At 71.2% G+C, this 25,444-nt stretch carries 18 protein-coding genes; 11 read left to right on the top strand and 7 right to left on the bottom strand.

All coding sequences use genetic code 11. The features are described from left to right. Positions 1–4: 4 nt before the first annotated feature. Positions 5–1,000, top strand: a complete 996-nt coding sequence (locus tag CLV67_RS20570) for a serine/threonine-protein kinase (protein ID WP_106320783.1) — start codon at positions 5–7, stop codon at positions 998–1,000. Positions 1,001–1,010: 10 nt separating this feature from the next. Here CLV67_RS20570 and CLV67_RS20565 read toward each other — a convergent pair whose 3' ends face one another. From CLV67_RS20565 to CLV67_RS20555, 3 genes are all read right to left on the bottom strand, one after another. Beyond that, positions 1,011–3,017: an ATP-binding protein gene (locus CLV67_RS20565; RefSeq protein WP_106320781.1), complete on the bottom strand. Its 2,007-nt coding sequence runs from the start codon at positions 3,015–3,017 to the stop codon at positions 1,011–1,013. A gap of 11 nt (positions 3,018–3,028) precedes the next feature. Further along, entirely contained in the window at positions 3,029–4,372 is a 1,344-nt protein-coding gene (locus CLV67_RS20560; RefSeq protein ID WP_106320779.1) for a carboxyl transferase domain-containing protein, read from the bottom strand. 160 nt (positions 4,373–4,532) lie between these two features. Continuing rightward, positions 4,533–5,210, bottom strand: coding sequence for a Crp/Fnr family transcriptional regulator (locus tag CLV67_RS20555; RefSeq protein ID WP_014447921.1), 678 nt, complete (start codon positions 5,208–5,210; stop codon positions 4,533–4,535). Between the two features lie 206 nt (positions 5,211–5,416). Between CLV67_RS20555 and CLV67_RS20550 the strand changes: the two genes are divergently transcribed. The 5 genes from CLV67_RS20550 to CLV67_RS20530 are packed head-to-tail and all read left to right on the top strand — an operon-like array spanning position 5,417 to position 9,940. Beyond that, positions 5,417–6,583: a CapA family protein gene (locus CLV67_RS20550; RefSeq protein ID WP_106320777.1), complete on the top strand. Its 1,167-nt coding sequence runs from the start codon at positions 5,417–5,419 to the stop codon at positions 6,581–6,583. Positions 6,584–6,605: 22 nt separating this feature from the next. Beyond that, entirely contained in the window at positions 6,606–7,481 is an 876-nt protein-coding gene (gene nth, locus CLV67_RS20545) for an endonuclease III (protein WP_373873188.1), read from the top strand. Then, positions 7,478–8,023, top strand: coding sequence for a TlpA family protein disulfide reductase (locus CLV67_RS20540; protein WP_106320775.1), 546 nt, complete (start codon positions 7,478–7,480; stop codon positions 8,021–8,023). Before nth ends, CLV67_RS20540 begins: the two co-directional genes overlap by 4 nt. After that, positions 8,020–8,733, top strand: a complete 714-nt coding sequence (locus CLV67_RS20535) for an NUDIX hydrolase (RefSeq protein ID WP_106320773.1) — start codon at positions 8,020–8,022, stop codon at positions 8,731–8,733. The genes CLV67_RS20540 and CLV67_RS20535 overlap by 4 nt, the downstream gene beginning before the upstream one ends. Before the next feature lie 28 nt (positions 8,734–8,761). Next, positions 8,762–9,940, top strand: coding sequence for a MarP family serine protease (locus CLV67_RS20530; RefSeq protein WP_106320771.1), 1,179 nt, complete (start codon positions 8,762–8,764; stop codon positions 9,938–9,940). 261 nt (positions 9,941–10,201) lie between these two features. On the opposite strand, the gene mycP is transcribed toward CLV67_RS20530, so the two are convergent. Further along, on the bottom strand, positions 10,202–11,461 hold the full coding sequence (gene mycP, locus CLV67_RS20525) for a type VII secretion-associated serine protease mycosin (RefSeq protein WP_106321320.1): 1,260 nt from the start codon (positions 11,459–11,461) through the stop codon (positions 10,202–10,204). Between the two features lie 221 nt (positions 11,462–11,682). Continuing rightward, on the bottom strand, positions 11,683–15,624 hold the full coding sequence (eccCa, locus tag CLV67_RS20520) for a type VII secretion protein EccCa (protein WP_106320769.1): 3,942 nt from the start codon (positions 15,622–15,624) through the stop codon (positions 11,683–11,685). A 156-nt stretch (positions 15,625–15,780) separates the two neighbouring features. On the opposite strand from eccCa, the gene eccD reads away from it, so the two are divergent. Next, positions 15,781–17,199 (top strand): type VII secretion integral membrane protein EccD, encoded by a 1,419-nt coding sequence (eccD, locus tag CLV67_RS20515; RefSeq protein WP_106320767.1) that lies wholly within the window; start codon positions 15,781–15,783, stop codon positions 17,197–17,199. A 383-nt stretch (positions 17,200–17,582) separates the two neighbouring features. On the opposite strand, the gene CLV67_RS20510 is transcribed toward eccD, so the two are convergent. Both CLV67_RS20510 and CLV67_RS20505 read right to left on the bottom strand, forming a co-directional pair. After that, on the bottom strand, positions 17,583–18,089 hold the full coding sequence (locus CLV67_RS20510) for an inorganic diphosphatase (protein WP_106320765.1): 507 nt from the start codon (positions 18,087–18,089) through the stop codon (positions 17,583–17,585). Between the two features lie 944 nt (positions 18,090–19,033). Continuing rightward, positions 19,034–19,564 carry a hypothetical protein gene (locus CLV67_RS20505; RefSeq protein ID WP_106320763.1) on the bottom strand — a complete coding sequence of 177 codons (531 nt, stop codon included), beginning with the start codon at positions 19,562–19,564 and terminating at the stop codon, positions 19,034–19,036. A gap of 1,642 nt (positions 19,565–21,206) precedes the next feature. Between CLV67_RS20505 and dacB the strand changes: the two genes are divergently transcribed. The 4 genes from dacB to hpt all read left to right on the top strand — a co-directional run bounded on the left by dacB (position 21,207) and on the right by hpt (position 25,444). Beyond that, the gene (gene dacB / locus CLV67_RS20500; RefSeq protein WP_307833889.1) at positions 21,207–22,718 is read left to right on the top strand and encodes a D-alanyl-D-alanine carboxypeptidase/D-alanyl-D-alanine endopeptidase; all 1,512 of its coding nucleotides are present in this window, start codon (positions 21,207–21,209) and stop codon (positions 22,716–22,718) included. 67 nt (positions 22,719–22,785) lie between these two features. Then, positions 22,786–23,826: a zinc-dependent metalloprotease gene (locus CLV67_RS20495; RefSeq protein ID WP_106320760.1), complete on the top strand. Its 1,041-nt coding sequence runs from the start codon at positions 22,786–22,788 to the stop codon at positions 23,824–23,826. A gap of 2 nt (positions 23,827–23,828) precedes the next feature. Further along, complete coding sequence (gene tilS, locus CLV67_RS20490) at positions 23,829–24,803, top strand: tRNA lysidine(34) synthetase TilS (RefSeq protein WP_106320758.1); 975 nt, start codon at positions 23,829–23,831, stop codon at positions 24,801–24,803. 65 nt (positions 24,804–24,868) lie between these two features. Then, positions 24,869–25,444 carry a hypoxanthine phosphoribosyltransferase gene (hpt, locus tag CLV67_RS20485; protein WP_106320757.1) on the top strand — a complete coding sequence of 192 codons (576 nt, stop codon included), beginning with the start codon at positions 24,869–24,871 and terminating at the stop codon, positions 25,442–25,444.

Raw genomic sequence — 25,444 nt, 5'->3', positions numbered from 1 at the left:
TTCCGTGACGGAGACTCCGCCTGGTGCCCTGCCCGTACCGTACGTGCCAGGCATGTCCGGCTTGTCGGTCATGGCGCGGGGCGGTTATGCCACCGTGTACCGGGCCACCCAGGATTCAGTCGGGCGCGATGTCGCCATCAAGATGGAAAATCGGACGCTCGACAATCCGCGCGACCAGGCCCGGTTCCTGCGCGAGGCGCGGGCGGCCGGGCGCATGTCGTCGCACCCGCACGTCGTGGACCTGTTCGACGTCGGTGTCACGGTCGACCAGCACCCGTACCTGATCATGGAGTTGTGCGACGGGTCGTACCTGGACCGGATGCGCGTCGCCCCGCTCAACGCCGTCGAGGCCCGTGACGTCGGCATCAAGATCGCCGATGCTCTGGTGCACTCGCACGCCAACGGGGTGCTGCACCGCGACGTGAAGCCGGCCAACATCCTCTACTCCGAGTTCAACGCCGCAGTCCTCGCCGACTTCGGCCTCGCCGTGCTCGGTGAGATGCGCGACTCCTCGGTGACCCTCGAGGTGCTCACCCCGGCGTACGCGCCGCCCGAGATGTTCCGCCACGACACCCCGTCCGGCGCGGCCGACGTGTACGCGCTCTGCGCCACCCTCTACGCGGTGATGAGCGGCCGGCCGCCGCGCTGGGCGACCAACCGCAGTCCCAGCCTGCTCACCCTGATGGACCTGTTCCACCAGCCCATCCCGGAGCTGCCGAACGCGCCGAAGGCGCTGACCGACGTGCTGCGATACGGCATGAACAACGACCCGGCCTCCCGGCCGACCGCTCAGCAACTGCGCGACCTGCTCAACAACCTGCACCTGGACCCGAGAACACCGCAGCCGCCGCCGACCGTGTACCCCACGCCGTCGGCCGGCCACGTGCCACCACCGCGACCACGACCGGTCCCGCCGTCCACGCCGACCCTCGACGAGACGCCCACGGTCCACCAGAACCAGAAGAACAAGGGGTTCTTCCAGAAGTGGTTCGGCGGCTGACGCGCCCGGCCTACTCGGGGTCGAGGACCGCCAGCAACTCGCCGGTGTCCACCTCGGCCCCCGGCTGAACCGGCAGTGACGAGACCACGCCGGCGGACGGCGCGTGCACCGGATGCTCGAGCTTCATCGCCTCCAGCGTCAGCAGCAGCTCGCCGGCCCGGACGCGTTGCCCCGGCACGACCAGCACCCGCCGGACCGCACCGGGAAGCGGCGCGATCAGGGAGCTCTCCGCCGCCTCGGGAGCCGGCAGCGGGAACCGGGAGATCTCCCGCAACGCGACCGACCCCTCCGGACTGTCGACATAGGAGACGTCGCCGACCCGGTGGACGTGCACGGCCATCCGGATGCCCTGCACGTTGAGGACCACCCGCTCCGCGCCGGCCTGCACCACGACCACGGGCGGGTGCTCGTCGGCGACCGGTGCCTGACCCAGCCCGGCCAGATCCAGCTCCTCGGGGTCGACGGCGCGGACCCACCAGCCGGCCAGGTTGCCCTGGCGGTTCATCCGGTAGCCGACCTCGACCGGGCCGGTGGGGCCGTCGTACACCGCCGTCTGCGAGCCGGAGGGGACGTTGCGCCAGCCGGACGGCAGCGAGTTGAGCACCGGCGCGGCGGCCCGCCGTGCCGCGGCGCCGGCGAGGGCGGCGGCGAGGCAGGAGAGCCGGACCGCGTCGACCGAGGAGAGCAGCGGGGCGAACACCTCGGGATGCCGGTCCAGGAACCCGGTGTCCACGTCGCCTGCCCGGAAGGCGTGATGCCGCAACACCCGGACCAGCAGATCCCGATTCGAGACAACACCATGCAGATGGGTACGGGCAAGCGCGGACGCCAGCATGCGAGCGGCCTCCTGGCGGCTCGGCGCCCAGGCCACCAGCTTCGCCAGCATCGGGTCGTGGTGCATGCCGATCACCGAGCCGTCCGAGACCCCGGCGTCCAGCCGCAGACCGGGCTGTGCCAGTGGGCGGAACTGCCCGGCGATGTCCGGCACCGCGAACCGGTGCAGCGTCCCGGCCGCCGGCAGCCAGGCGTAGGCCGGGTCCTCGGCACAGATGCGCACCTCGATGGCGTGCCCGCGGATCGGCGGCGGGCCCGGCATCGGCACGCTGCCGCCCTCGGCCACCAGCAGCTGGAGGCGGACCAGGTCGTAGCCGGACACGCACTCGGTGACCGCGTGATCGGCCTGCAGCGTCGGGGTGAGCTCGAGGAACCAGAAGTCGCCCTGTGCGTCGAGCAGGAATTCGACCGCTCCGGCGCCGACGTAGCCCAGCGCCCGGACCGCCACGATCGCGGCCCGGCACAGGTCCTCGCGCAGTGCCACGTCGACCGCGGGGGACGGGGTCTCCTCGACGATCTTCTGGTAGCGGCGCTGGACCGAGCATTCGCGCTCACCGAACGGCACGACCGCGCCCTGGGCGTCGGCCAGGATCGGCACCTCAATGTGGCGGACGTTGCTGACGTACGGCTCACAGAAGACGTCGCCGCCGACCTCGCGCCGGGTGGAGGCCACCGCCTCGGCCAGGGTGCTCGCGTCGCGTACCACCCGGATCCCGTGCCCGCCGGTGCCGGTCGCCGGTTTGATCAGCACCGGGAAGCCCGGCACCCGGTCCGGGTCGGTGAAGGTCGGCAGCACCGGGACCTGGGCCTCGGCGACCAGCTTCTTCGTCTCGATCTTGGCGGCCAGGGTGCGCAGTGTGGCCGGCGGTGGACCGATCCAGATCATCCCGGCGTCGACGACCGCCTGCGCGAAAGCGGGATCCTCGGCGAGCATTCCGATACCCGGATGTACGGCGTTGGCGCCGGCCCGCTGGGCGGCCGCGATCAGCGCCTCGGTCTGCAGATAGGTCGCCGACGGCGTGTTGCCCGGCAGATGGACCGCGTAGTCGGCCTCGATGACGTGCGGCGCATCGGAGTCGACGTCGGAGTAGACGGCGACCGTCTCGATGCCGACCAGCCTGCAGGTGGCGAACACCCGGCGGGCGACCTCTCCACGGTCAGCCACCAGAAGTCGTCGGATCACTGGTCTACCTTTCAAGATCGGAACACGCCGACGTGGCCGGCACCCTCCACGGCCGCGCTGTGCACGGCGGAGAGGCAGAGGCCGAGGACCGTACGGGTGTCGCGTGGGTCGATGACGCCGTCATCGGCTCTGCTCGTTTCGGCCGACGGCCAGCTGAACCGGAAGCGAGGCTCATCGCTGCGCTCCCCGTTGGCCTCGCCGACGGTGAGCACCAGGTGAGGCACGGTGGACCGGGCGATCGCGTGCGCCATCGGGGCGTCGTGCCTGGTGTCCGGCTCGTCGGCGGCCGGTGCGCCGGCGTGCAGCAGGAAGAGGACCGGGGTCGAGGTCGTGTTCGCCAGGTGCAGGAAGTGGACCACCTTCTGCGCCTCGACCGCGGTGTAGGAGCGGCATGGCACGGCTATCACCGCGATCGGGTAGCCGTGCAGCTCACCCCAGCCGGCCACCAGAGCGGTCGCCATACCGGGCTTGAACTCGTCGAAGTCGCTGTCGTCGAGGATCCGGGCGAGCACCTCGCGCGGCTCGAACACGGCCGGATCGGCGGCGGCCAGGGTCAGCAGGCCCTCCACGTCGTGCCGGGGCGGCCGCGGACGCCGTGTGCTCGCCGGCCGGCCGAGCTTGCGCCAGTTCAGCCGCCGGACACACTGCCGGGCCAGGCGCAGCCCGTCCCGCTCGTCCTCGGCCAGCTGGTCCGCGGGTCCGTCCGGTCCCGCCGGGACGACCGGCGTGGCGCGTACGTCCACGCTGGTGTGACCGTTTATCGGCTGTGGGTGGATGGTCAGCACCTTGGCATGCCCTCGTACCCGGATCGTGTAGTCGCAGAGCGCCGGCAGGTAGGCGGCGTCCCCCGTGGCGGCACCGAAGACCACGCAGATCGAGGGGACCCGGTCCGGTGGGAACAGGCCGCCGGAGGAGGTGTCACCCGCCGATTCCACCAGGTTGACCATCGGCAGGCGGTTGGCCGAGGCGATGGTGGTGGCCCGGCGGATCTTCTCGGCGGTGTACGGGTTGACCGAACCCTCGTCCACGGTTGGGTCGTTCGCCATCACAACGCACTCGACGCCCTCGATCACGCCGATCCCGGTCACCACGCTGGCCCCGACCGGGAACTCGGATCCACGAGCGGCGACCGGGCACAGCTCGAGAAATGGGCTGTCCTGGTCGAGCAGCATCTCGATGCGCTCGCGGGGCAGCAGTTTGCCGCGGGCGTGGTGCCGGGTCACGTACTTCTCGCCGCCGCCCGCACGGGCCTCGTCGAGGGCGGATTCGAGCTCGGCGAGGCGTTGCATGGTGGTGCCGCGCCCCTCGAGATAGGCGGGGTCACGCGTGTCCAGCGTGGTGTCGAGCACGGTCATCTCGCCACACCCCTGCCTGCCTTCAATGCCGCGCCCTTCCCTGTCCATACCGATGCCTCTCGGCCACCTCCGTAACGAGTGGCCGAGGTGATGCGACACGGACAGGTGTAACGACACGATTAAGGGGCTGTCCTTTCGGACAGCCCCTTATAAGCGAAGGTCAGACGCGTGCGCGGCGGGCCAGGCGCTCCGGGTCGAGGATGATCACGCTCTTGCCGTCGAGCCGCAGCCAGGCGCGCGAGGCGAAGTCGGCGAGAGCCTTGTTGACCGTCTCGCGGGAGGCACCGACCAGCTGGGCCAGCTCCTCCTGGGTGAGGTCGTGGGTCACCCGCAGGACGCCGCCGTCACGGGTGCCGAAACGGCCCGCCATCTGCAGCAGATTCTTCGCGACGCGACCGGGCACGTCTGTGAAGATCAGATCAGCGAGTGCGTCGTTCGTACGACGCAGCCGCCGGGCCAGAACGCGGAGCAGTTGCTCGGCGATCTCCGGCCGGTTGTTCAGCCACGGGCGCAGTGACGACTTCTTCAGCCGGGCCAGCCGGCTGTCGGTCACCGCGGTCGCGGTTGCCGTCCGCGGCCCCGGGTCGAACAGGGAGAGCTCACCAAGCATGTCCGACGGGCCCATGATGGAGACGAGATTCTGCCGGCCGTCCGCGGCGCGGCGTCCGAGCTTGATCTTCCCCGACAGAACGATATACAGGCTGTCGCCGGCCTCGCCCTCGTTGAAGACGACGTCGCCCTTACGGACTTCGATCGTGTCCATCTCCTTGGCGAGCGCCTCGGCGGCTTCCGGGTCAACGCCCTGGAAGATTCCGCTGCGAGCCAGTACCTCATCCATCGCCGCACCTCCGAAAACGCGCAACGTCTGCGCTCGATCAGTCTAGGCGCATGCGGGCGGGAAACGGGCGGCCACCCCTTGATCCAGATACTGGACGGTAACCAGAAATGCCGTGACCGGTGCTGACAATTCAGCGGTCCGGGCATATCAGGACAGGCCTTTCGTCTGTCGATCCCGCTTGCGGAACGAAGGTATCGTCCGCGTCGATGAATCCGCACCCCCCGACCCACCGTAAAAAGCGACCCGTTTCGGTCGTCGCTATTGCCGCTCTTGTTCTGGTAGGGGCCGGTTTGGGGGGATGTGGCCTCACCGGAGGTGACCCGGAACCAGTCTGGAATCCCCCGGCCGGCACGTCGGCGTCGAGCGGATCCAGCGCGAAACCCGTCGAGGAGTCCGCGCAGGTCGAGTCGATCAGTCTCTCCGCCACCGGCGACATCATGATGAGCAGCGCCCCGGGCGGCCTCCCGCCGAACAACGGCGAGGGCTTCTTCGACTCGGTCACCGAGGCTCTGAAGTCCGATCTCGTCATGGGCAACCTGGAGCAGCCGCTCACCGCCGACACCGGCACCTCCAAGTGCGGCAGCCCGAAGTCGGCCAACTGCTTCGCCTTCCGGTCGCCGCCGTCCTACGCCGGGCACCTCAAGGACGGCGGGTTCCAGCTGCTCAACACGGCGAACAACCACGCCAAGGACTTCGGGTCCCAGGGGTACGAGAACACCGTGGAAGCCCTGGAGAAGGCCGGGCTCGAACACACCGGCGCCGAGGGCCAGATCACCGTGGTCGACGTCAAGGGCGTCAAGGTCGCGGTGCTCGGATTCTCGTCGTACGCCGGCGCGAACCCCCTGAACGACCTGGACGCGGCCGCGACCGTCGTCGAGAAGGCGGCGGATCAGGCCGACCTGGTCGTGGTGCAGGTGCACATGGGCGCCGAAGGCTCCGAGAAGAACCACGTGAAGCCGGGCACCGAGACCTTCTTCGGCGAGAACCGGGGCGACCCGATGAAGTTCAGCCGCACCGTCATCGACGCCGGGGCCGACCTGGTCGTCGGACACGGGCCGCACGTGCTCCGGGGCATGGAGTTCTACAAGGGCAAGCTCATCGCGTACAGCCTCGGCAACTTCGCCGGCGGCGGGCGGACACTGTCGCGCAACGGCGTCCTGAAGTACGGCGGGGTGCTGCACGTGTCGCTCACCAAGGATGGGAAGTACGTGGGTGGGAAGTTCGTCTCCACGTACATGAACGACAACGGCCTGCCCACCCGGGACAAGGCGAACGAGCGCGGACGGAAGCTGGTGGCCGAGCTGTCCGAGGCCGATTTCGGCGACACCGGGGCGGTCGTCGGCACCGACGGAAGCATCAAACCGCCGGCGTGAAGTGCCGACGTACTCTTTACCGGTGACTCGACCCCGCGCAGCGACTCTCGCACCCAAGCGCTTCGCGGGCGAGACGGTGCTCGGCCGCAAACGCCGGGCCCGCAAGATGGCCCGGGTGCTGGCCGAGACGCATCCCGACGCGCACTGCGAGCTCGACTTCACCAACCCGCTCGAGCTGGCCGTCGCGACGATCCTGTCTGCGCAGACCACCGACGTCCGAGTCAATCTGGTCACCCCGGAGCTCTTCCGGAAGTACCGGACGGCCGCCGACTACGCGGGCGCCGACCGGGCCGAGATGGAGACGCTGCTCCGGCCGACCGGCTTCTTCCGCTCCAAGACCAACTCGCTGATCGGGCTCGGTCAGGCGCTGCTCGAACACCATGACGGGCAGGTCCCGCGCAAGCTGGAGCAGCTGGTGAAACTGCCCGGCATCGGCCGCAAGACCGCCAACGTGGTCCTCGGCAACGCGTTCGACGTACCCGGCATCACCGTCGACACCCACTTCCGGCGTCTGACCAACCGGTTCGGCTGGGTCGACGAGCAGGACGAGGTGAAGATCGAGTTCCTCGTCGCCGAGCTGATCGAGAAACGCGACTGGACCATGCTGTCGCACCGGGTGATCTTCCACGGGCGCCGGGTCTGCCATGCGCGGACGCCCGCGTGCGGGGCGTGCACCCTGGCCGCGATGTGTCCGTCGTACGGGACCGGGCCGACCGAGGCGGCTCCGGCGGCGAAGCTGCTGAAGGGGCCGCGGGCGCGCGATCTGGCCGCGGCCGCCGGTGTCGACCCCGACCTGGTCCCGGCCTCCGCCCTGACGCCCGTCCTCTCGCCCGTTCCGGAGGACGTCGTTTCGTCGACCCCGGAGGACGCTGTTTCCTCGGCCCCGGAGGGCCTGTGAGAGGGCTTCTCCCGGCTCTGGGTGCCTTTCTGGTCCTCTCCGCCTGCACCGCCGAGGTCGACGCCCCTGAGGTGCCCTCGCCGTTCGCGGCCTGCGACGGTCTGAGCGGCGCCCCGGCGGCGGGTGGTCGTCTGCCCGATGTGGCGCTTCCGTGCTTCACCGGCGGCACCGAGGTGCGACTGCGAGATCTGCGCGGTCCCGCGGTGATCAACATCTGGGCCTCCTGGTGCGCCCCGTGCCGCGAAGAGCTGCCGGTCATGCAGGGACTGGCCGACCGGGCCGACGGCCGGTTCACCGTCATCGGCGTGGACAGCGGTGACCGCCGGTCCGCCGCGGCCGACTTCGCCACCGACCGGAGTGTCACCTTTCCGACTCTCTTCGACGAGGGCAAGAAGTTCGCCGACGCGCTCGGGGTGGCCACCCTGCCCGCCACCGTGTTCATCGATGCCGACGGGGGGATGAACGTGCATCGCACAGCCATGGACGTCGACCAGTTGATCGAACAGATGAAGAAACACACCGGCGTTACGGTGACCCGATGAGCAAGGGCGAGGTGCTGGCCCGGCCGGATGGGCTCCCCGACTGGTTCGAGCCGCTGCTCACCAGAGTCGACCAGTGCCGGACCGAGGACTTCACCACCCTGCGCAAACCGTCCGGGACGGGCGGCCGGTCCAGCGCGGTCCTGGTACTGCTGGGTGAGGACGAGCCGGGCCGTCCCGATCTGCTCATCCTCCAGCGCGCCGCGACCATGCGGAACCACGCCGGGCAGCCCGCGTTCCCCGGCGGCGCCACCGACCCGGACGACGCCCACGCGCCCGCCACGGCTTTGCGTGAGGCCGAGGAGGAGGTCGGTCTCGACCCGTCCTCGGCCGAGGTGCTGGCGCTCCTGCCGGACCTCTGGATCCCGGTCAGCGGCTTCGTGGTCAGCCCGGTTCTCGCATGGTGGCGAAAACCACATCCGGTGCATCCGTTGCAGCCGGCCGAGGTCGCTCACGTGGCCCGTCTGCCGATCAGTGAACTCGCCGACCCCGCGAACCGTATCCGGGTGCGACATCCGAGCGGCTGGATCGGTCCCGCGTTCCAGGTCCGAGGCCTGCTCGTCTGGGGATTCACGGCGGGAGTGATCGCTGCGTTGCTGGACATGGCCGGTTGGTCGCTCCCGTGGGAGCCGGGCCGCCTCGTCGAACTTCCGGACGCCACCGCCCCCGTTCCGGCCGCCCGCGGCGGTGCGCCGGATGAGGTGGTGCCGTGAGATGGCCTCCGACTTCTACGCTGAGTGAGTGCCTGTGGTCGATATTCTCCTGATCGTGGTCATGGTGCTGTTCGCGATCAGCGGATACCGCCAGGGCTTCGTCATCGGCGCGCTGTCGCTCGGTGGCTTCTTCAGCGGCGTTCTCATCGGTCTGCAGCTCGGTCCGCTGCTGGCCCGGCAGTTCGAGAACGGGACGGTGCGCCTGGTCGTCGCGCTCGGCGTCATCCTCGTGCTCGCGGTCCTCGGCCAGACCCTCGCCGGCTGGCTCGGCACCAATCTGCGGCAGGTGATCGAGAGCCGGCCCGTGCAGTACCTGGACGACGCCGGTGGCGCGCTCGTCTCGGTGGTCGCGGTGCTCTTCGCCGCCTGGCTGGTCGCGGTTCCGTTCGGCTCGACGCCGTTCCCGGCGATCAACGCCGCGGTCCGGGACAGCGCCATCCTCGGCGGGGTCACCGAGTTGGTCCCCGAGGAGGTGCGGTCCCTCTCCTCCGGTCTGCGCGACACCCTGGACACCAACGGCTTCCCCGACGTGTTCGGCGGTCTTGCCCGAACCCAGGCACGTGAGGTCGCCGCCCCCGACCCCGCGCTCGCCGGATCCAAGGTCGTCAAGGACTCCAAGAGCTCGGTACTGAAGATCCTCGGCTCGGCGCCGAGCTGCTCCCGTCGCATCGAGGGCACCGGGTTCGTCTACGCCAAGGAGCGCGTGATGACGAACGCGCACGTGGTCGCCGGCACCCGTGAGGTGGTCGTGGAGAGCGGTGGCCGGGAGGTCGAGGGCAAGGTCGTCGTCTACGACCCCAAGCGTGATCTGGCCGTCCTCTACGTGCCCGGCCTCAAGGCACCGGTGATGTCGTTCGTCGGCAAGGAAGCGGCGACCGGTGCCAGTGCGATCGTGCTCGGCTATCCGCAGGACGGGCCGTACAACGCCCAGTCCGCCCGGATCCGCGACGTCGGTGACATCACCGGCCCGGACATCTACGAGTCCGGCGACGTGACCCGGGAGATCTACACGATCAAGTCGCTGGTCCGCAGCGGCAACTCGGGCGGCCCGCTGATCGACCCCAACGGCGACGTCCTCGGCGTGATCTTCGCGGCGGCCGCCGATGACAAGAACGTGGGCTTCGCCCTCACCGCCGACGAGGCCGCCGGGGTGGCTCAGGCCGGCCGGGCCAATACCCAGGAGGTCCGCACCGGCGAGTGCGCCTAGCCAGGCCAGCCTGCCCGACGGTGGCTAGCTGTGCCCGCCGACGGCTAGGACAGCCCGTGGGGTGGCGCTGCTCGGCGAAGCGGCGGCACCGCTCGGCCCGTGGCGGCGAAGCGGCGGCACCGCTCGGCGTGGCGGCGAAGCGGCGGCACCGCTCGGCGTGGCGGCGAAGCGGCGGCACCGCTCGGCGTGGCGGCGAAGTGGCGGCACCGCTCGGCCCGTGGCGGCGGTCAGCCGGTGGTGGCGGTCAGCCGGTGGTGGCGGTCAGCCGGTGGTGGCGGCGAAGCGGCGGATCGTGATGGCGGCGGCGATCGCTGAGAGCAGGAACAGGGCGATCGCGATCCACCGGGCCATCGGGGTGCCGGTCGGTTCGGGTTTGGCCGGGGCCGCCCATCCACCGACGTTGCCGCCGGGCACCGCCGGTGGGACGCCGGCCGGCTGGGTGCTCTCCTGCGGAGCCGACTGCGCCTGCCCGGAGACCGGAGCGCTGCCGAACCGTGCCACCCCGGGCGACGGCGTGTTGTCGAGCGGGTTGCCGGTCACGAACGGCACGTCCGCGGTGAGTGCCGCGACCGGGTTGATCAGGCCGTACCCGAACTCCGGATCCCGGCCCGGTTCGCCACGGTCGTCGGCGGTCCGGATGATCCGGTTGATCACCTCGCCGGCCGACATGTCCGGCCAGCGGGACCTGATCAGAGCAGCGGTGGCCGACACCATCGGCGCCGCGAAGCTGGTGCCCTGGATCCGCCAGTATCCCAGCGGCCGGGCGCCGACCAGATCGGTCGCGGGGGCGGTCACGACGGTCTCCTTGCCCCGGATCGAGCCGCTCCACAGGCCCTGGCCGTCGCGTTCGGTGCCGCCGACCGCGATCACGCCGGGCTCACGGGCCGGGTACCACACGCCGACGTTCGAGCTCTTCTGCGTGCTCGTGCCGGTGGCGTTGCCGGTGCACGCGATCACCACGACGTCCTTGGCGAACGCGTAGTCGATGGCGGCGGCGAGAGTCGGGCTGGAGCCGCTGCCGCCGAGCGACAGGTTGATCACCTTGGCGCCGTTGTCGACCGCCCAGCGCACGCCCTTGGCGACGATCAGGGAGTCGTCGTACTTGTTGTCCTCGTCGAGCACGCGTACCGGCAGAATCTTGGCTCTGGGAGCGATGCCCACGACGCCGGCCTGGTCATCGGACTTGCCCGCGATGATCGCCGAGACCGAGGTGCCGTGACCGACGGGGTCGCTCTCGCCGCTGTCGGTCTTCCGGTCGACCAGGTCGATGCCGGTCAGCACCTGGCCCTCCAGATCGACATGGTGCGCGTCGACACCGGAGTCGATCACCGCGACGGTGACGCCGGAGCCGTCCGCGTAGTTCCACGCCTCGGTCAGGTTCAGCGCACTCAGCTGCCACTGATCGGCCCGGACCTGGTCGCCGGTGAGGATCGGCTCGTTGAGGGGGAGTGCGGGCGCGGCGGAGGCGGCGGTGGCCGGGGCGCCGAACGCGATCAGACCGGCCAGGGCGGCCGCTCCCATCCGCCGGAGGGTGCCGACGGCCGTGGCCTGTCCGGCCCGGTCTCGATGCTCACTGGTCACTGGTCGGCGTCGCCATTCTGAAACGGTCGGCAGCTTCGGTCAGTCACTACAGGTTCGATGAGTCGCCTCGATGGGTGCGTCGTCAGTCGATGGAGGGAGATTACTCCTACACATCGGCGTGTCGCTGCGGTCCGTCATGACCAATCGCACGCTGTGTCTGTTCATTTCCCCGAATCGCGGAACGGTGGCACGTGCGCGACCTGAATCAGTCGCGTACCCTCACGCCGCGTGATCAGGCGACCACGGCCGGGTGGCAGCGGCGTGGGTTTGACGTTGCCGATGAGCGCGCCCTCCTCCGGCGAGCCGGACATGACCATGCCGGGTGCGGACAGCTCCCGCAGGCGCTGGATCACCGGCTCGTAGAGCGCGCGCCCGGCGCCACCGGAGCGCCGGGTCAGCACCAGGTGCAGGCCGATGTCACGGGCCTGCGGGAGGTACTCCACGAGTGGCGTCAGCGGGTTCGTCGGGCCGGACACCACCAGGTCGTAGTCGTCGACCAGCACGAACAGCTCCGGACCCGTCCACCACGAGCGCTCCCGCAGCTCGCGGGCGGTCACGTCGGGGCCGGGCAGGCGGCGCTGCATGTACCCGGCCGCGGACAGGATCAGATCCTGTGTCTGCTGAGCCTGCATGCCGTACCCGATCCGGTGTTCTGATTCTGGAAGGTCCATCAGGCTGCGCCGATAGTCGACCAGGATGATCCGGCACTCCTCGGGCCGGAACCGTTGGGTCAGCGTGGTCGCGATCGACCGCAGGAACGACGTCTTGCCGCTCTCACCCTCGCCGAAGAGAAGGAAGTGCGGGTCGGTCGCGAAATCGATCTCGACGGGCCGCAGATCCGCCTCGGCGATGCCGATCGGAATCCGCAGGCCGCTGCCACGGTCGGCCTCCAGAGCGGTGTACGGAACCGAGGCCGGGAGCAGCCGCACCCGCGGCGCCGGCTGGCCGTCCCACGCCGACGCGATCGACTTGACCAGCGCCGGGGTCTCGCCGATCGAACTGACCTCGGGCCGGACCGTGAGCAGGTGCAGCCCCTTCGTCCGATCGGTCGGGTGCGCGATCATGCCGCGGCCGGGGGTCGCGTCCGGCACCGACTCCGCGGCCCGCCGGGCGATGATCGAGTCGGACGGGTCGCCGAGCCGCAGCTCAAGCCGGGAGCCGAAGAGATCCCGGACCGCCGGGCGGAAGTCCATCCAGCGGGACGCGGCCGCCACCAGATGGATGCCGTAGGACAGGCCCCGGGTGGCGAGATCGGTGAGGACCGGCTCCAGCTCCTCGTAGTCCTTGCGGACGCTGCTCCAGCCGTCGACCACCAGGAACACGTCACCGAACGGGTCGTTGCCGCCCGTCCGCCGGCTCCGGTAGGCGGCCATCGACTCCACGCCGAGCTCGGTGAACCTGGCCTCCCGCTCGGCGAGCAGGGTCGTCATCTCGCCGACGGTACGGCGTACGCCCTCCGCCTCGAGCCGCCCGAACACCCCGCCGACATGCGGCAGGTCCCGTAGCGTCGCGAGACCGCCACCGCCGAAGTCGAGGCAGTAGATCTGCACCTCGGCCGGGGTGTGGGTGAGTGCCAGCCCGCAGACCAGGGTGCGCAGCGCCGTCGACTTGCCGCTGAGCGTGCCACCGACCACGGCCACGTGCCCGGCCGCGCCGGCCAGCTGCAGCCACATGACGTCGCGCAGCTGGTCACGCGGCTTGTCGATGACCGCGATCGGCACCTGGAGGCGGTTGTGCAGCGCCGGGTTGGTGAAGGTGAGCCCGCGCCCCGGCGTGACACCGACCGGGCCGAGCAGGTCGTCGAGCACCGCCGATTCGTCCAGCGGCGGCAGCCACACCTGGTGTGCCGGTGGGCCCTGGCCGATCAGCTTCTCGATCAGCACGTCGGCCAGTTTCGGCCCGTCCTGGTCGGCCACCGGCGTGGGCGCGGCGGCCGGTGCCGCCACGTGCTGAGTGGTCCACGGGAGCACCTGGACGCTGCCGTGGTCGGCCCGCCGGCCGGAGCCACCGGAGCGACGCACCGGCCCGCCCACGTAGGCGGCCTTGAACCGGATCATCGGCTCGGTGCCGAACTTCATGTAGCCGTTGCCGGGGGAGCGCGGCAGCTCGTACGCGTCCGGAACGCCGAGCACGGCCCGCGACTCCAGCGCCGAGAACGTCCGCAGACCGATCCGGTACGACAGATGCGTGTCCAGGCCGCGCAACCGGCCGTCCTCGAGCCGCTGGCTGGCCAGCAGCAGGTGCACGCCGAGCGACCGGCCGAGCCGCCCGATCTGCAGGAAGATGTCGATGAAGTGCGGCCGTTTCTCGAGCATCTCGGTGAACTCGTCACAGACCACGAACAGCGTCGGCAGGGGAGCCAGCGGCGCACCACCGGCCCGTGCCTTCTCGTAGTCGAACTGCCCCGCGTAGTTGCCCGCCTTGCGCAGCAGCTCCTGCCGCCGGCTCAGCTCGCCCTCCAGCGCGTCGGCCATCCGGTCGACCAGGGGCAGCGCGTCCTCCAGGTTGGTGACCAGCGCGGCCGTGTGCGGCAGCCGGTCACAGGCGGCGAACGCGGCGCCGCCCTTGAAGTCGATCAGGACGAAGTTCAGGATCTCCGACGAGTGCGATGCGGCGAGTGCCAGCACCAGCGTGCGCAGCAGCTCCGACTTGCCCGAACCGGTGGCGCCGACGAGCAGCCCGTGCGGGCCCATGCCGTCCTGCGCCGACTCCTTGAGGTCCAGCTCGACCGGCATGCCGTCGTCGCTCACCCCGATCGGCACCCGCAGCCGGTCCCGGTGCGGGCGGGCCGGCCAGCCACGGGACACGCTGAAGTTCTCCGGGTCGCCGATGCCGAGCAGCTCCGGCAGGCCGGTCTCGGTCGTGGACGGTGCGCCGCCACCCGGGTCCGGCGCGGTGGCGAGCCGCAGCGGCGCCAGCCGCCGGGCCACCGACTCGGCCTCGTCGACGGTCAGCCCGTCGGCCCGGCCCGCCTCGCTCTCGTGATCCATCGTCCAGGTGCCGAGGATCCCGTCGGTGCGGACCTCCAGCACCAGCGACGACCGGTCGAGCAGCCGGGGCGGCATGGTGTCCAGGTCGAGGACGGTCAGCCCGTCCAGCGCGTCGTCGAGCCGGGTATTGGCCGGCTCGGCGCCGTCGACCACGACCAGGACGTGCGGGGTGCTCCCACCGCTGTGGCCGGGCTGGAACCGTGGCCGCGAGCCGATGACCTGCTCCAGGAGCTCGGCCAGCCGTGGCTCGTCACCGGCCACCAGGCGCACCGCGCCCAGTGCGTCGGTCAGTGACGGATGCTGAGCGTGCGGCAGCCACTTGACCCACTCCCAGTACTGCCGGGTCTCCCTGCCCGCGCAGACCGCGATCACCAGATCCTCCGGCGCGTGGAAGACGGTCAGTTGGGCGAGCACCGCCCGGACCAGCGCCCGCGGTCCCTCGGCTCCCGGTGCGTCGCCTCGGACGAACACCCGGGCGAAACCGCGCAGCGACATCGCCACCGGCAGGTCCGGAACCACCGAATAGGCGTCGAGGAACCGGCGCAGCGCACCCGCGGTCATCGGCTCCAGCTCGTCCAGTGGACGGGTCACCGGTGGCACCAGCGGCGTGGCCAGCGTCTGCGGGCCGAGCCCGACCCGGACCACCCCGAAGTCCGGGTCGCCGGGGCGCCGCTCCCACACCCGGTGGCTGTCGGCCGTCGACCACAGCCGCTCCGGATCGGGATGCCGATAGATCAGGCCGAGCCGCTGCAGGCGCGCGGTGTCCCGGACGCGTTTGCGCAGCGAGGCCAGATGCCGCAGATACTCCCGGCGGGCGGCCATCATCTCCGCCTTGCGTGGCGCGCCCGCGGAGCCGAACGAGGTCATCAGCATGGCAAGGGACGAAACACCGAAAAGGCCACCGATGACGTACGAATAAGCGCCGCCCCGTCCCTGGCCCATCATCATCGCCATCGCCATGGTGCCGCCCAGCATCGGCAGCGCCATCAGCCACTGCTGCCACCGTGAGCCGACCGCCTCGGGGATCTCCGGCGGCGCCTCGACGGTCAGCTGCCCCTCCGGGATCTCGGGAGCCGGTCGACGGGCCGCCCGCTTGATCATCACGGTGCCCATCCCCGCCCCCTTGCAATCCGGCTCCGGCAGCCCCGCCAGATCTCGGGACTTCACGACCGGCCCACTCTAGGTAAAGTTCCGTCGATCCCGCAGCCTCGTCCCGGTCGATGTGGATAACCTCCGTCACTGGCTGTGGACGAACGGAAGGATTGCCTGGTGAGCGTCGGTCTGGCCCGCGTGACGATCAGTGCGCCGCAACGGCGGGTCGACGTGGCCCTCCCCGAGCAGGTGCCCTTGGCCGAGCTGTTGCCCGAGGTGCTGCGCCACGCTGGCGAAGGCCTCGCTGACCAGGGCGAACGACACGGTGGGTGGGTGCTGCGGCGCGGCGACGGCGTCGCCCTCGCGACCGCTCAGGGACTTCATCCCCAGGGCGTACGCGACGGCGAGGTGCTCCACCTGGTTCCGGCCGGTGAGGAGTGGCCCGAGCTCGAGTACGACGACGTGGTCGAGGCCATCGCCGAGGGCGCGCGCCGCCGTGGCGGGATCTGGACACCGGCCGCGAGCCGCACGGCCACCCTCGCGGCCGCCGCCGTGCCGCTCGGGCTCGGCCTGCCCACCCTGCTCGCGAGCGGGTCCGGGGGCGGCGTGCCGGGGATGATCGGGCTCGGCGTGGCGGTTCTGCTCGCCCTGGTCGGGACGGTCGCCTCCCGGGCGTACGGGGACTCGCGTGCCGGAGTCGCGCTCGGTGGGTACGCGCTGCCGTACGCCTTCGCCGGGGGTGCCCTCCTGATCACCTCCTACGACCGTGCCGGAGTGCTCGCGCCAGTGCCCTGGCTGGGTGGTCCGGAGCTGCTCGCCGGATCGGTCGCGGTGCTACTGGTGTCGGCGCTGGCCGGAGCCGGGGTGGCCGCCGGCGCCCGGTTCTTCACCGCGGGTGTCGTGGTCGGGCTGCTCGGCGCGCTCACCGCCGCCACGGGGCTGTTCACCACGGCCGCCGGTGGCGCGGCGATCCTGATATCGCTCCTGGTCTGCGGAATCGGGATGCTGCCGCTGCTCGCCGTCCGGTTCGGGCGCACTCCGCTGCCTCCGGTCACGCTGCCGCCCGGCACGGAGTCGATCAACGACGAGGTCGTACGGCCGGGCGCCGACCAGGTGCGCAGACTGCCCGAGCGCGGCGCCGTGTTCGCGTCCGTGGCTCGTACCGACGAACTTCTCGCCGGGATGCTCCTCGGCCACGCCGTCCTCGCCGTCGGCGCCTTCGCCGTGCTCGCCACCGCCGGGACCCTCGCGTCCCGCGTGTTGATCACGGTGAGCGCGCTGGCGTTGCTGCTGCGCTCGCGTCTGTTCGTCACCCAGCGTCATCGGGCTCCGGTGCTGACCGCCGGGCTCGCCGGTGGTGCCGCCCTCGGCGTCGACCTGCTCGCGGGCGCCGGTGACGCCCTTCCCGTGGTCATGGCGGGCGCGGTCGTGGTGGCGTTGATCACCGTCGCCGCCGGAGCGCGGTATGCGGACCGTCCGCCCTCGCCCTACCTGGGCCGTGCGGCCGACATCATCGACGCGTTGATCGTCATCTCGGTGATCCCGGTGGCTTGCGCTGTGACGGGCCTCTACAGCGCCGTCTCCGGCCTGACCTGATCGCGCGCAGCCGCCCACCCATCTCCCCCACCCACCCACCCACCCACCCACCCACCCACCCACCCACCCACCTCGCAGATCTTGTGAGGTTCGGGTCGAGATGACGGCCGAACCTCACATGATCTGTGGGATTGCGGGATGTTCACCGTCGGCCGGCCGCCGTGGTCCTTGGACTCCAGTGGTCGCGGGAGCGGAAGATCGAGCACAACATCGCTGCTGACGGTGGCGGATGTCCAAGATCGGTGTGCGGGAGAGCCGGAGGCCCTGACGTTCTGGCGCTCTCCGGATCGCGCGTCTGGCGACTGCAGGCGCAACAACGACCGCACCTGCGGGGCACGTGCCCCGCAGGTGCGGTCGTCAGCGGTATTGGTGGGAGCGAGAGGTCAGTGCTCGTGCTCTCCCTCGGCCTGCGCGGCCTCCTCGCGCTTGAACGAGGCGCGGATCTCCTGCTCGGCCTCGATGCGCCCGACCCAGGTCGCGCCCTCGACCGACTTGCCCGGCTCCAGGTCCTTGTAGACCTGGAAGAAGTGCTGGATCTCCAGGCGGTCGAACTCGCCCAGGTGGTGAATGTCGCGCAGGTGCTCCTGGCGCGGGTCCTCGAACGGCACGCAGATGACCTTGTCGTCGCGGCCCTTCTCGTCGGTCATCCGGTACATCCCGATCGCGCGGGCGCGCACCAGGCAGCCGGGGAAGGTCGGCTCCTGGATCAGCACCAGAGCGTCCAGAGGGTCGCCGTCCTGCCCCAGGGTGCCCTCGATGAAGCCGTAGTCCGCGGGATACTGTGTCGCGGTGAAGAGGGTCCGGTCCAGCCGGATACGTCCGGTCTTGTGGTCAACCTCGTACTTGTTGCGCTGCCCCTTGGGGATCTCAACCAAGACGTCGAAATCCATTATTCGCTCCCCTTTTGCTTGCCCGCTTGAATAGACCGGTCCGCCGGGCGGGGAAGCGGGGCATGGAAGCAGGGCCCGCAGGATCCGCGCGCGACGGTGTGCCGGATGTCGCTAGTCTCCCCTAAGTCTGACGCCACGGGTGAGGAGGGGCGTGTGACGAGGCAAGATTCACATGACAGTTCGGACGAACACGGCGTGTCGGGTTCGCAACCCGGCTCTGAAGAGGCTAAGGGAGTCGCCGACTCGGCAGCTGCATTTCCGTCATACCCGAATAATTCGGGCGCTGCCGACGCTCTGCGCTCTCCCGTGTCGCCGTCCGGCCGGGCGGCCGTACCCCCGCTGTCGGGTGAGACCCGGCGGCCGTTTCCCTGGCAGCAGGACGACCCCGCCGGAGGTCAGGCATCCGGGTCGTCGCAGGCCGGGCCTCCCTCGTTCGGGTCCCGCGAGACCGGCTTCCTGCCGCCGCCCTCACCCGCCGCGGGTCGGCCGGTGCCGGGCCCGGCCGCGCGGGCCGTCCCCGGATCGTCGCCGCCCGGTTCATCCGGTTCGTCTGTTCCGGCGGCTCCTGTCTCGTCGGCGCCAGGTCGGGCCGCCGTTCCCTCACCCGCCGCCCAGCCGTCTCCGTCGGCTCCGGTGAGTCCGGGCCGTGCGAGCGTCCCGCCGCCATCGGCCCCCGCCTCTTCCCCGCAGGGATCAGCGGGCGTCCCCTCTGCGGGCGCGGCTTCGGCTTCGTCCGGATCTGGTCGGGCAAGCGTGCCGAATCCAGGTTCGTCGGCTCCGACGGCACCCGGCCGAGTGAGTGTTCCGGCAGCTGAAGCGCCGTCCGCCGCAGCTCCGGCCGGTTCCGGTCAGGCGGGAACGTCCAGCCTGGGGACGCAGGCGCCGGGCGGTCAGACCGGTGGTCCGCAGGTGCCCAGCGCGGGTAAGGCGTCCGGTGGTTCAGGTCAAGGGCAGAATCCGCTCTCGCTGGCCTTTCTGCCGGGGAAGGCGTCCCCGGCAGACGGCGCCGCCTCGCGGCCGGTAGCCGGAGGTCCGGCTCCCGAGCGGGGAATGCCGGCCGCCGGAAAGACCCCCGCCACGGGTGGGTCCGCTTCCGCCTCCGAGGGTGTGGGCACCCGGCCGTCCTCGACGCCGCCATCGCCCTCCGCGCCGCCGCCCTCCGCGCCGCCGCCCTCCGCGCCGCCGCCCTCCGCGCCGCCGCCCGTGCCCTCGACGCCGCCGGCGGCCTCGCCGGAAGCAGCGTCGGCGTCACAACCAGGCGGCTCGGGGAAGCCCTCGATGTCGGAGGAGGCGACCACCCCGGTGGCAGGCCCCGGCGAGGGCTCAGCACCGGGTACCGGGACGACCGCGGCTGAAACGATTTCGAAGCCGGCCGCTTCACCGCCGCCCGCCGGCGTGACCTCGCCGGATTCGGTGGACCAAGCATCTGCCGCGCAGGCCGGTCCGTCGGAGCCTGCCCGGACGGGGAACGTCACTCCGCCCGGATCCGTGCAGAAGCCGGTTGTTCGTCCGGATCAGGCGCCTGTACCGAAGGATGGGGGCACCTCCGCGCCACCGGTCGGTGGATCGGAGCCTTCATCTCCAGCGGTCACGGGAAGAGCGCCGGCGGCGGCCCGGCCGACCTCGTTGGGTGATTCCGTCGGCAGGCCGGTCCCGGGGCAGGGGTTGTCGAGCCCTTCTGCAGGCCAAGGGTCGTCGGGCCATTCGAGTCAGGGGGCGCCGGGCCCTTCCGGCCCGGAGGCGTCGAGCCCTTCAAGCCCGGGGGCTGTCCCGGCCGCCTCCGGTCAGGCGTCGGCCGCATCGCCGTCCGGCACCGAATCTGAAACGGCTGCACCGTTGCCCGCCCCCGAAGCTGAGAAGGCTGCCTCCGGTCAGGGCTCGGGCCATGGCCGGGCAAACGGCGCCGGCCAGGGGACGGCTTCCGCTCGGCAAGCCGTCTCCGGACAGGAAACCGTTCGCGGTGAGCAGGCCGCTCCGCGGCCGGATCGCCCCGTGCAAGGCCCGTCGCCGGCCGCCGCATCCGCTCACTATCCGCCGAGTGGGCCCGATCCTGCCGGGAACTGGCCGGGTGGACAGCTCCAGGCCGCTGCGGGCGGCAATCGCGGTACCGGTCCGGACGCTGCTCGCTCGGTCCCGCCGAGTGAGAAGGCGGACCCCGACCTGGCTCGATCAGCGCCTTCCCGTGGGGAGAGCCACGCTTCTCACCCGGTTCCGCCGGGTGAGAAGGCGGGCCCTCCGGGCGGGGCGGTGGACCCCGACCGGACCGCCGCCCTCACTCGTCCAGCACCTTCCGGCGGAGAAGCCGACGCTGCTCGCCCGGTCCCGCCGGGCGGAAAGGCAGTCGCGCCGGCCGGGAGGGCAGTCGCGCCGGCCGGGAACGTGGACCCGCCGGGTGACAGGGCGGACCCCGATCGGACCGCTGCCCTCGCTCGCCCTTCGGGTGTGGAGCAGTCCGGCGGCCGGAACGACGGCGTCGGAGGACCAGCCGATCCGGACCACACCGCACGCCTGGATCTGCCGACGGGCTCCGCCGCCGGTTCGAGCCCGGTCGCCGTTCCGAAGCCGGTTGCCGCTTCGGGATCCGCTACGGCTCCGAAGCCGCCCGCCGGGTCGGACCATGGTGTCGACCTGGACCGTACGGTCAGCATGGAGCGGCCCGCCGGGGCGGATCGGGTCGCCGGTCTCGGCGATCCCGACCGGACCGCCAACCTGGGTCCGGCAGGGAGCGGTCCTGCTACGAAGAGCCCGGCCGGACCCGGCGAGCCGGCCGCTCCAGGCACCTCGGGCCAGGCCGCGAAGGCGTCCGCAGGTCCGGCCGCGAAGGCGTCCGTGACAGTTCCCGGCACCCCGAGTCCTACGCGAGCCGGGCCGAGCGTCGGCTCCGCCCGCGTAGGAACTCCGGCTGCCGGAACTCCGGCTGCCGGAACCGCGGCCGCCGCGTCGGCGGGCATCGCAAGCCCAGCGGCCGCGAAGGCAGGGACCACGCAGGCGGGGACCGCGCAGGCAGGGACCGTGGGAGTGGCCGGAAAGGCCGGCTCGGCGGAGGCCGGAACATACGGTCGCGCCTCCGTGGCGGCCGGCGCGGCGAGGGCGAGTGTGCCCGCGACCCTGCCCGGCGTGGCCCCAGGTGTCGGGACCGGGCCGGGCATCGGAACCGGAGCGGGCGAGAGTCCCGCCGAGACGAAGACGCGACGCGGACTCCGTACCAAATTGGTCGTCGCGGTTGTGGTCTTGGTGGCGATGGCCGGCGCCGTCGGCATCGTGGTGCGCCCCGGACCCGTCGACGGATGGCTGGACGCGCTGAGCGGCGAGCCGACCAGCACACCGACCCCGGCGGCGACCACGCCGGAACCTTCGCCGACGCCGGTACTGGTCGCGGCGGAGGCGGACGGCTCGGCCCCCGATCCGGTGGCGGTCAAGGCCGCGCTGGATCCGCTGGTGAACGCGAAGGAACTCGGCCCGACCGTGCACGTTCAGGTGGTCGATGTGGCGAGTGACACGATTCTCTACGAGCGCAATCCCACCAAGCCGACCACGCCGGCCTCGACCACCAAGGTTCTGACGGCGGCTACGGTGCTGGCGGCGCGGGGGCCGGCCTACCGGCTGGAGACGCGCGTGGTGGCCGGTGCGAACCCGGGCGAGGTCGTGATCATCGGTGGTGGGGACGCGTCGCTCGCGGTGCGTGAGAGCGACAAGGACCTGTTCCCGGGAGCGGCCCGGCTGGACGACCTGGCCGCGCAGGTGAAGAAGGCGCTGGGCGGTACGAAACCGACCCGGGTGCTGGTGGACACCTCGCTGTTCGAGGGGCCGGAGACGGCGACCGGATGGGACGCCGGGGACATCCCGGGTGGCCAGGTGGCCCGGATCCAGTCTCTGATGACGAACGCGGGCCGGATCGAGCCGGTGCACAACGAGTTCGGTGGTGATCCGCGGTCCGGTGATCCGGCGCTGGCGGCGGGGAAAGCCTTCGCGAAGATGATCGGCGTCTCGCAGTCGGCCGTCAGAAGGGGCACCGCAGGTCCCGCGCCGACGGCATCGGCCGCCACGACCTGGACTCCCGGCGCCGAGCTGGGCAAGGTCCAGTCGCCGCCGCTGGTGCAGGTCGTCGACTGGATGCTGCAGCAGAGCGACAACGTGCTGGCCGAGGTGCTGGGCCGGCAGGTGGCGCTGGCGGCAGGCAAGGAGGCGAGTTTCACGGGCGCGGCCGAGGCGATGGGCGACAAGCTCACCGAGCTCGGTCTGCCGGCGGAACAGGCGAAGCTCTTCGACGCGAGCGGTCTCTCGACCCGTAACGGCATCACCCCGACGCTGCTGGTTCAGACGCTGGCGCTGGCCGCCGGGGGTAGGCAGCCCGCGCTGGGCAACATGTTCAACGGGCTGCCGGTGGCCGGCTGGTCGGGCACGCTGGAGACCAGATTCGCCACGCCCAGCGACAACGAGACGGCGCAGGGCGTAGTCCGGGCCAAGACGGGGTCGCTGAGCGGTGTGAACACACTGGCCGGTGTGCTGATCACCCGGGAGCAGCGGGTGCTCGCGTTCGCGATCATGGCGAAGGGCGGTGCGGACGCGACCACGGCCCGCTCGGCGCTGGACGAGGTGGTGGCCAGGTTGGTGGCCTGCGGCTGCTGACCCCCGCGGCTGTGATCGGGGGTTTCACCTGAGTGCGGTCTGGAACCACGCGGGTACGGTGGGCTGCATGGCGCAGTTCGTTGACTGGGATCTGGCCGCCGCCACCGCGGGCGCGCTGTCGAAATCCGGACCCGCGGTCTCCTACGAGGAAGCCACTCAGGTGGTGCACGAGCTCCGGGCTCTGACCGATGAGGCGGCCGTGCACGTCGCGGCGTACACCGGTCTGACCTCGCAGACGCCGGTCCCACCCGTCCGGGTGGTGGACCGTCGTGACTGGGCGAAGGTGAACATCGCCGGTCTTCAGCGGATCATCGGCCCGCTGGTCACCCGCCTGTCGGGCGACAAGGAGCCGGGGCCGCTGGCCGACGCGATCGGGTCCCGGGTGACCGGTGTGCAGGCGGGGACGGTGCTGGCCTACCTGTCCGGCCGCGTCCTCGGACAATATGAGGTGTTCTCCGGCGATCCGGGTCAGCTGCTGCTGAACGCTCCGAACATCGTCGAGGTCGAGCGCAAGATCGACGCCGACCCGCGTGACTTCCGGCTCTGGGTCTGCCTGCACGAGGTGACCCACCGCACACAGTTCACCGCGGTGCCGTGGATGCGGGGCTACTTCCTGGGCGAGGTGCAGGCGTTCGTCGACGCCTCGCAGGGTGGCGAGCACATCCTGGAGCGGCTGCGCCGCGGCGTTGCCACGCTCTCCGACGCGCTGCGCGACGAGGAGAGCCGGGTCTCGGTGCTGGACATCGTGCAGACTCCGGCCCAGCGTGCGGTGCTCGACCGGCTGACCGCGCTGATGACCCTGCTGGAGGGCCACGCCGAGTTCGTGATGGACGGCGTCGGCCCCGAGGTCATCCCGTCCGTCGAGTCGATCCGGGCCAAGTTCAACCGGCGCCGCGAGGGCGGCAACCCGCTGGAGAAGGCGGTGCGCCGGGTTCTCGGCATCGAGGTCAAGATGCGGCAGTACGCCGAGGGCCGCAAATTCGTCCACGGGGTGCACGAGCGGGTCGGCATGGACGGCTTCAACAAGATCTTCGAGTCGCCGCTGACCCTGCCGCGCCTGGAGGAGCTCGGCGACCCGGACGCCTGGGTGGCGAGGGTTCACCACTAGCCATGGCCAGGATCCCGCCGCCGGTGGCGGCAGTGCGCATGGCGGTGCGCCGGGGTCTGGCCGACCTGCCCGGCGACGCCCTGATCCTGGTGGCGTGTTCGGGCGGAGCCGATTCACTGGCACTCGCCTCGGCGGCCCGTTTCTCGGGTCGCCCTGTCGGACTGGTCACTGTCGACCACGGTCTGCAGGAGGGGTCCGACCGGCGGGCACGGTCGGTGGCCGCGTGGGCCCGCGACTCCGGGTTCGACCCGGTGCGGATCGAGACGGTCTCGGTCGCCGGGCTGCCCGGTGGTCCCGAGGCGGCGGCCCGCAGCGCGCGTTACACCGCGCTCAGCGACGCCGCGGCCGAGCTGGGCGCGGCCGCGATGCTGCTCGGGCACACCCGCGACGACCAGGCCGAGACGGTGCTGCTGGCGCTGGCCCGGGGTGCCGGGCCGCGGGGCCTGTCCGGGATGCCGGCGCGACGCGGGATCTTCCGGCGCCCGCTGCTGGACGTGGCCAGGGCCGACACCCGCAAGGCGTGTGCCGCGCTGGGCCTGGCGCCCTGGGAGGATCCCCACAACACCGATCCGGCGTACGCGCGGTCGCGCGTCCGTGCTTCGGCGCTGCCCTCGCTGGTCGACGCACTGGGCCCGGCGGTGCTGGCCAACCTGGCCCGGACGGCGTCGCTGGTCGCGGCGGACAACGCCGCCCTCGACGAGTTGTCGGCGGAGGCGCTGGAGTCGGCCCGGTCCGCCGCGGGGCTGTCGGTGCCGGTGCTGGCCGGCTTCCGCCCGGCGATCCGTGGCCGTGTGCTGCACCGCTGGGCGGGGGAGTTGGGTGCTCCGGGCGGCGCGCTGGCGTACGCCCATGTGGTCGCCCTGGACGCTCTGGTGACCGACTGGCACGGTCAGGGGCCGGTGTTCCTGCCGGCCGGAATCAGTGTGGAACGCCGCTCCGGGGACCTCGTTCGGGTGGTTCTGCCCAATATCAGCTGAGGCATCCGGTTCGGAAAGAGGCCCCGTTCGCCGAACGGTAACTTCGATACGGCAGGCTAGGCGTCATGGCTGATGGCTCTTGGTACGACGCCGACATCGACCACGTGATCATCTCGGAGCAACAGATCCGGGACAAGATCGACGAACTGGCCAAGCAGGTGTCCGTGGACCACACCGACGCCGACGGCGGCATCCTTCTCGTCTGTGTGCTGAAGGGCGCGGTCATGTTCATGGCCGACTTCGCCCGTGCGCTGGGCAAGCACGGCCCCTCGACCGAGATGGAGTTCATGGCCGTCTCGTCGTACGGGCAGGGGACGACCTCCTCGGGCGTGGTGCGGATCCTGAAGGACCTGGACCGGGACATCACCGGCCGGCACGTGCTCGTCGTCGAGGACATCGTGGACTCCGGACTGACACTCTCCTGGCTGATGAAGTACCTGGAGTCGCGTCAGCCGGCGAGCGTCGAGGTGGTGGCCCTGTTCCGCAAGCCGGACGCGGTCAAGGTGCAGGTCCCGGTGCGGTATGTGGGCTTCGACATCCCGAACGAGTTCGTGGTCGGCTACGGCTTGGACTTCTCCGAGAGGTACAGAGAGCTCCCTTATGTGGGCGTTCTCAAGCCCGAGGTGTACGCCCGTAGCTGA

The sequence above is a fragment of the Actinoplanes italicus genome, from assembly GCF_003001815.1.
In the GTDB taxonomy this organism is placed as follows: Bacteria; Actinomycetota; Actinomycetes; order Mycobacteriales; family Micromonosporaceae; genus Actinoplanes; species Actinoplanes italicus.
The sequence above is the reverse complement of the archived record's forward strand: the minus strand, read 5'-3'. Positions and strand labels throughout refer to the sequence as shown.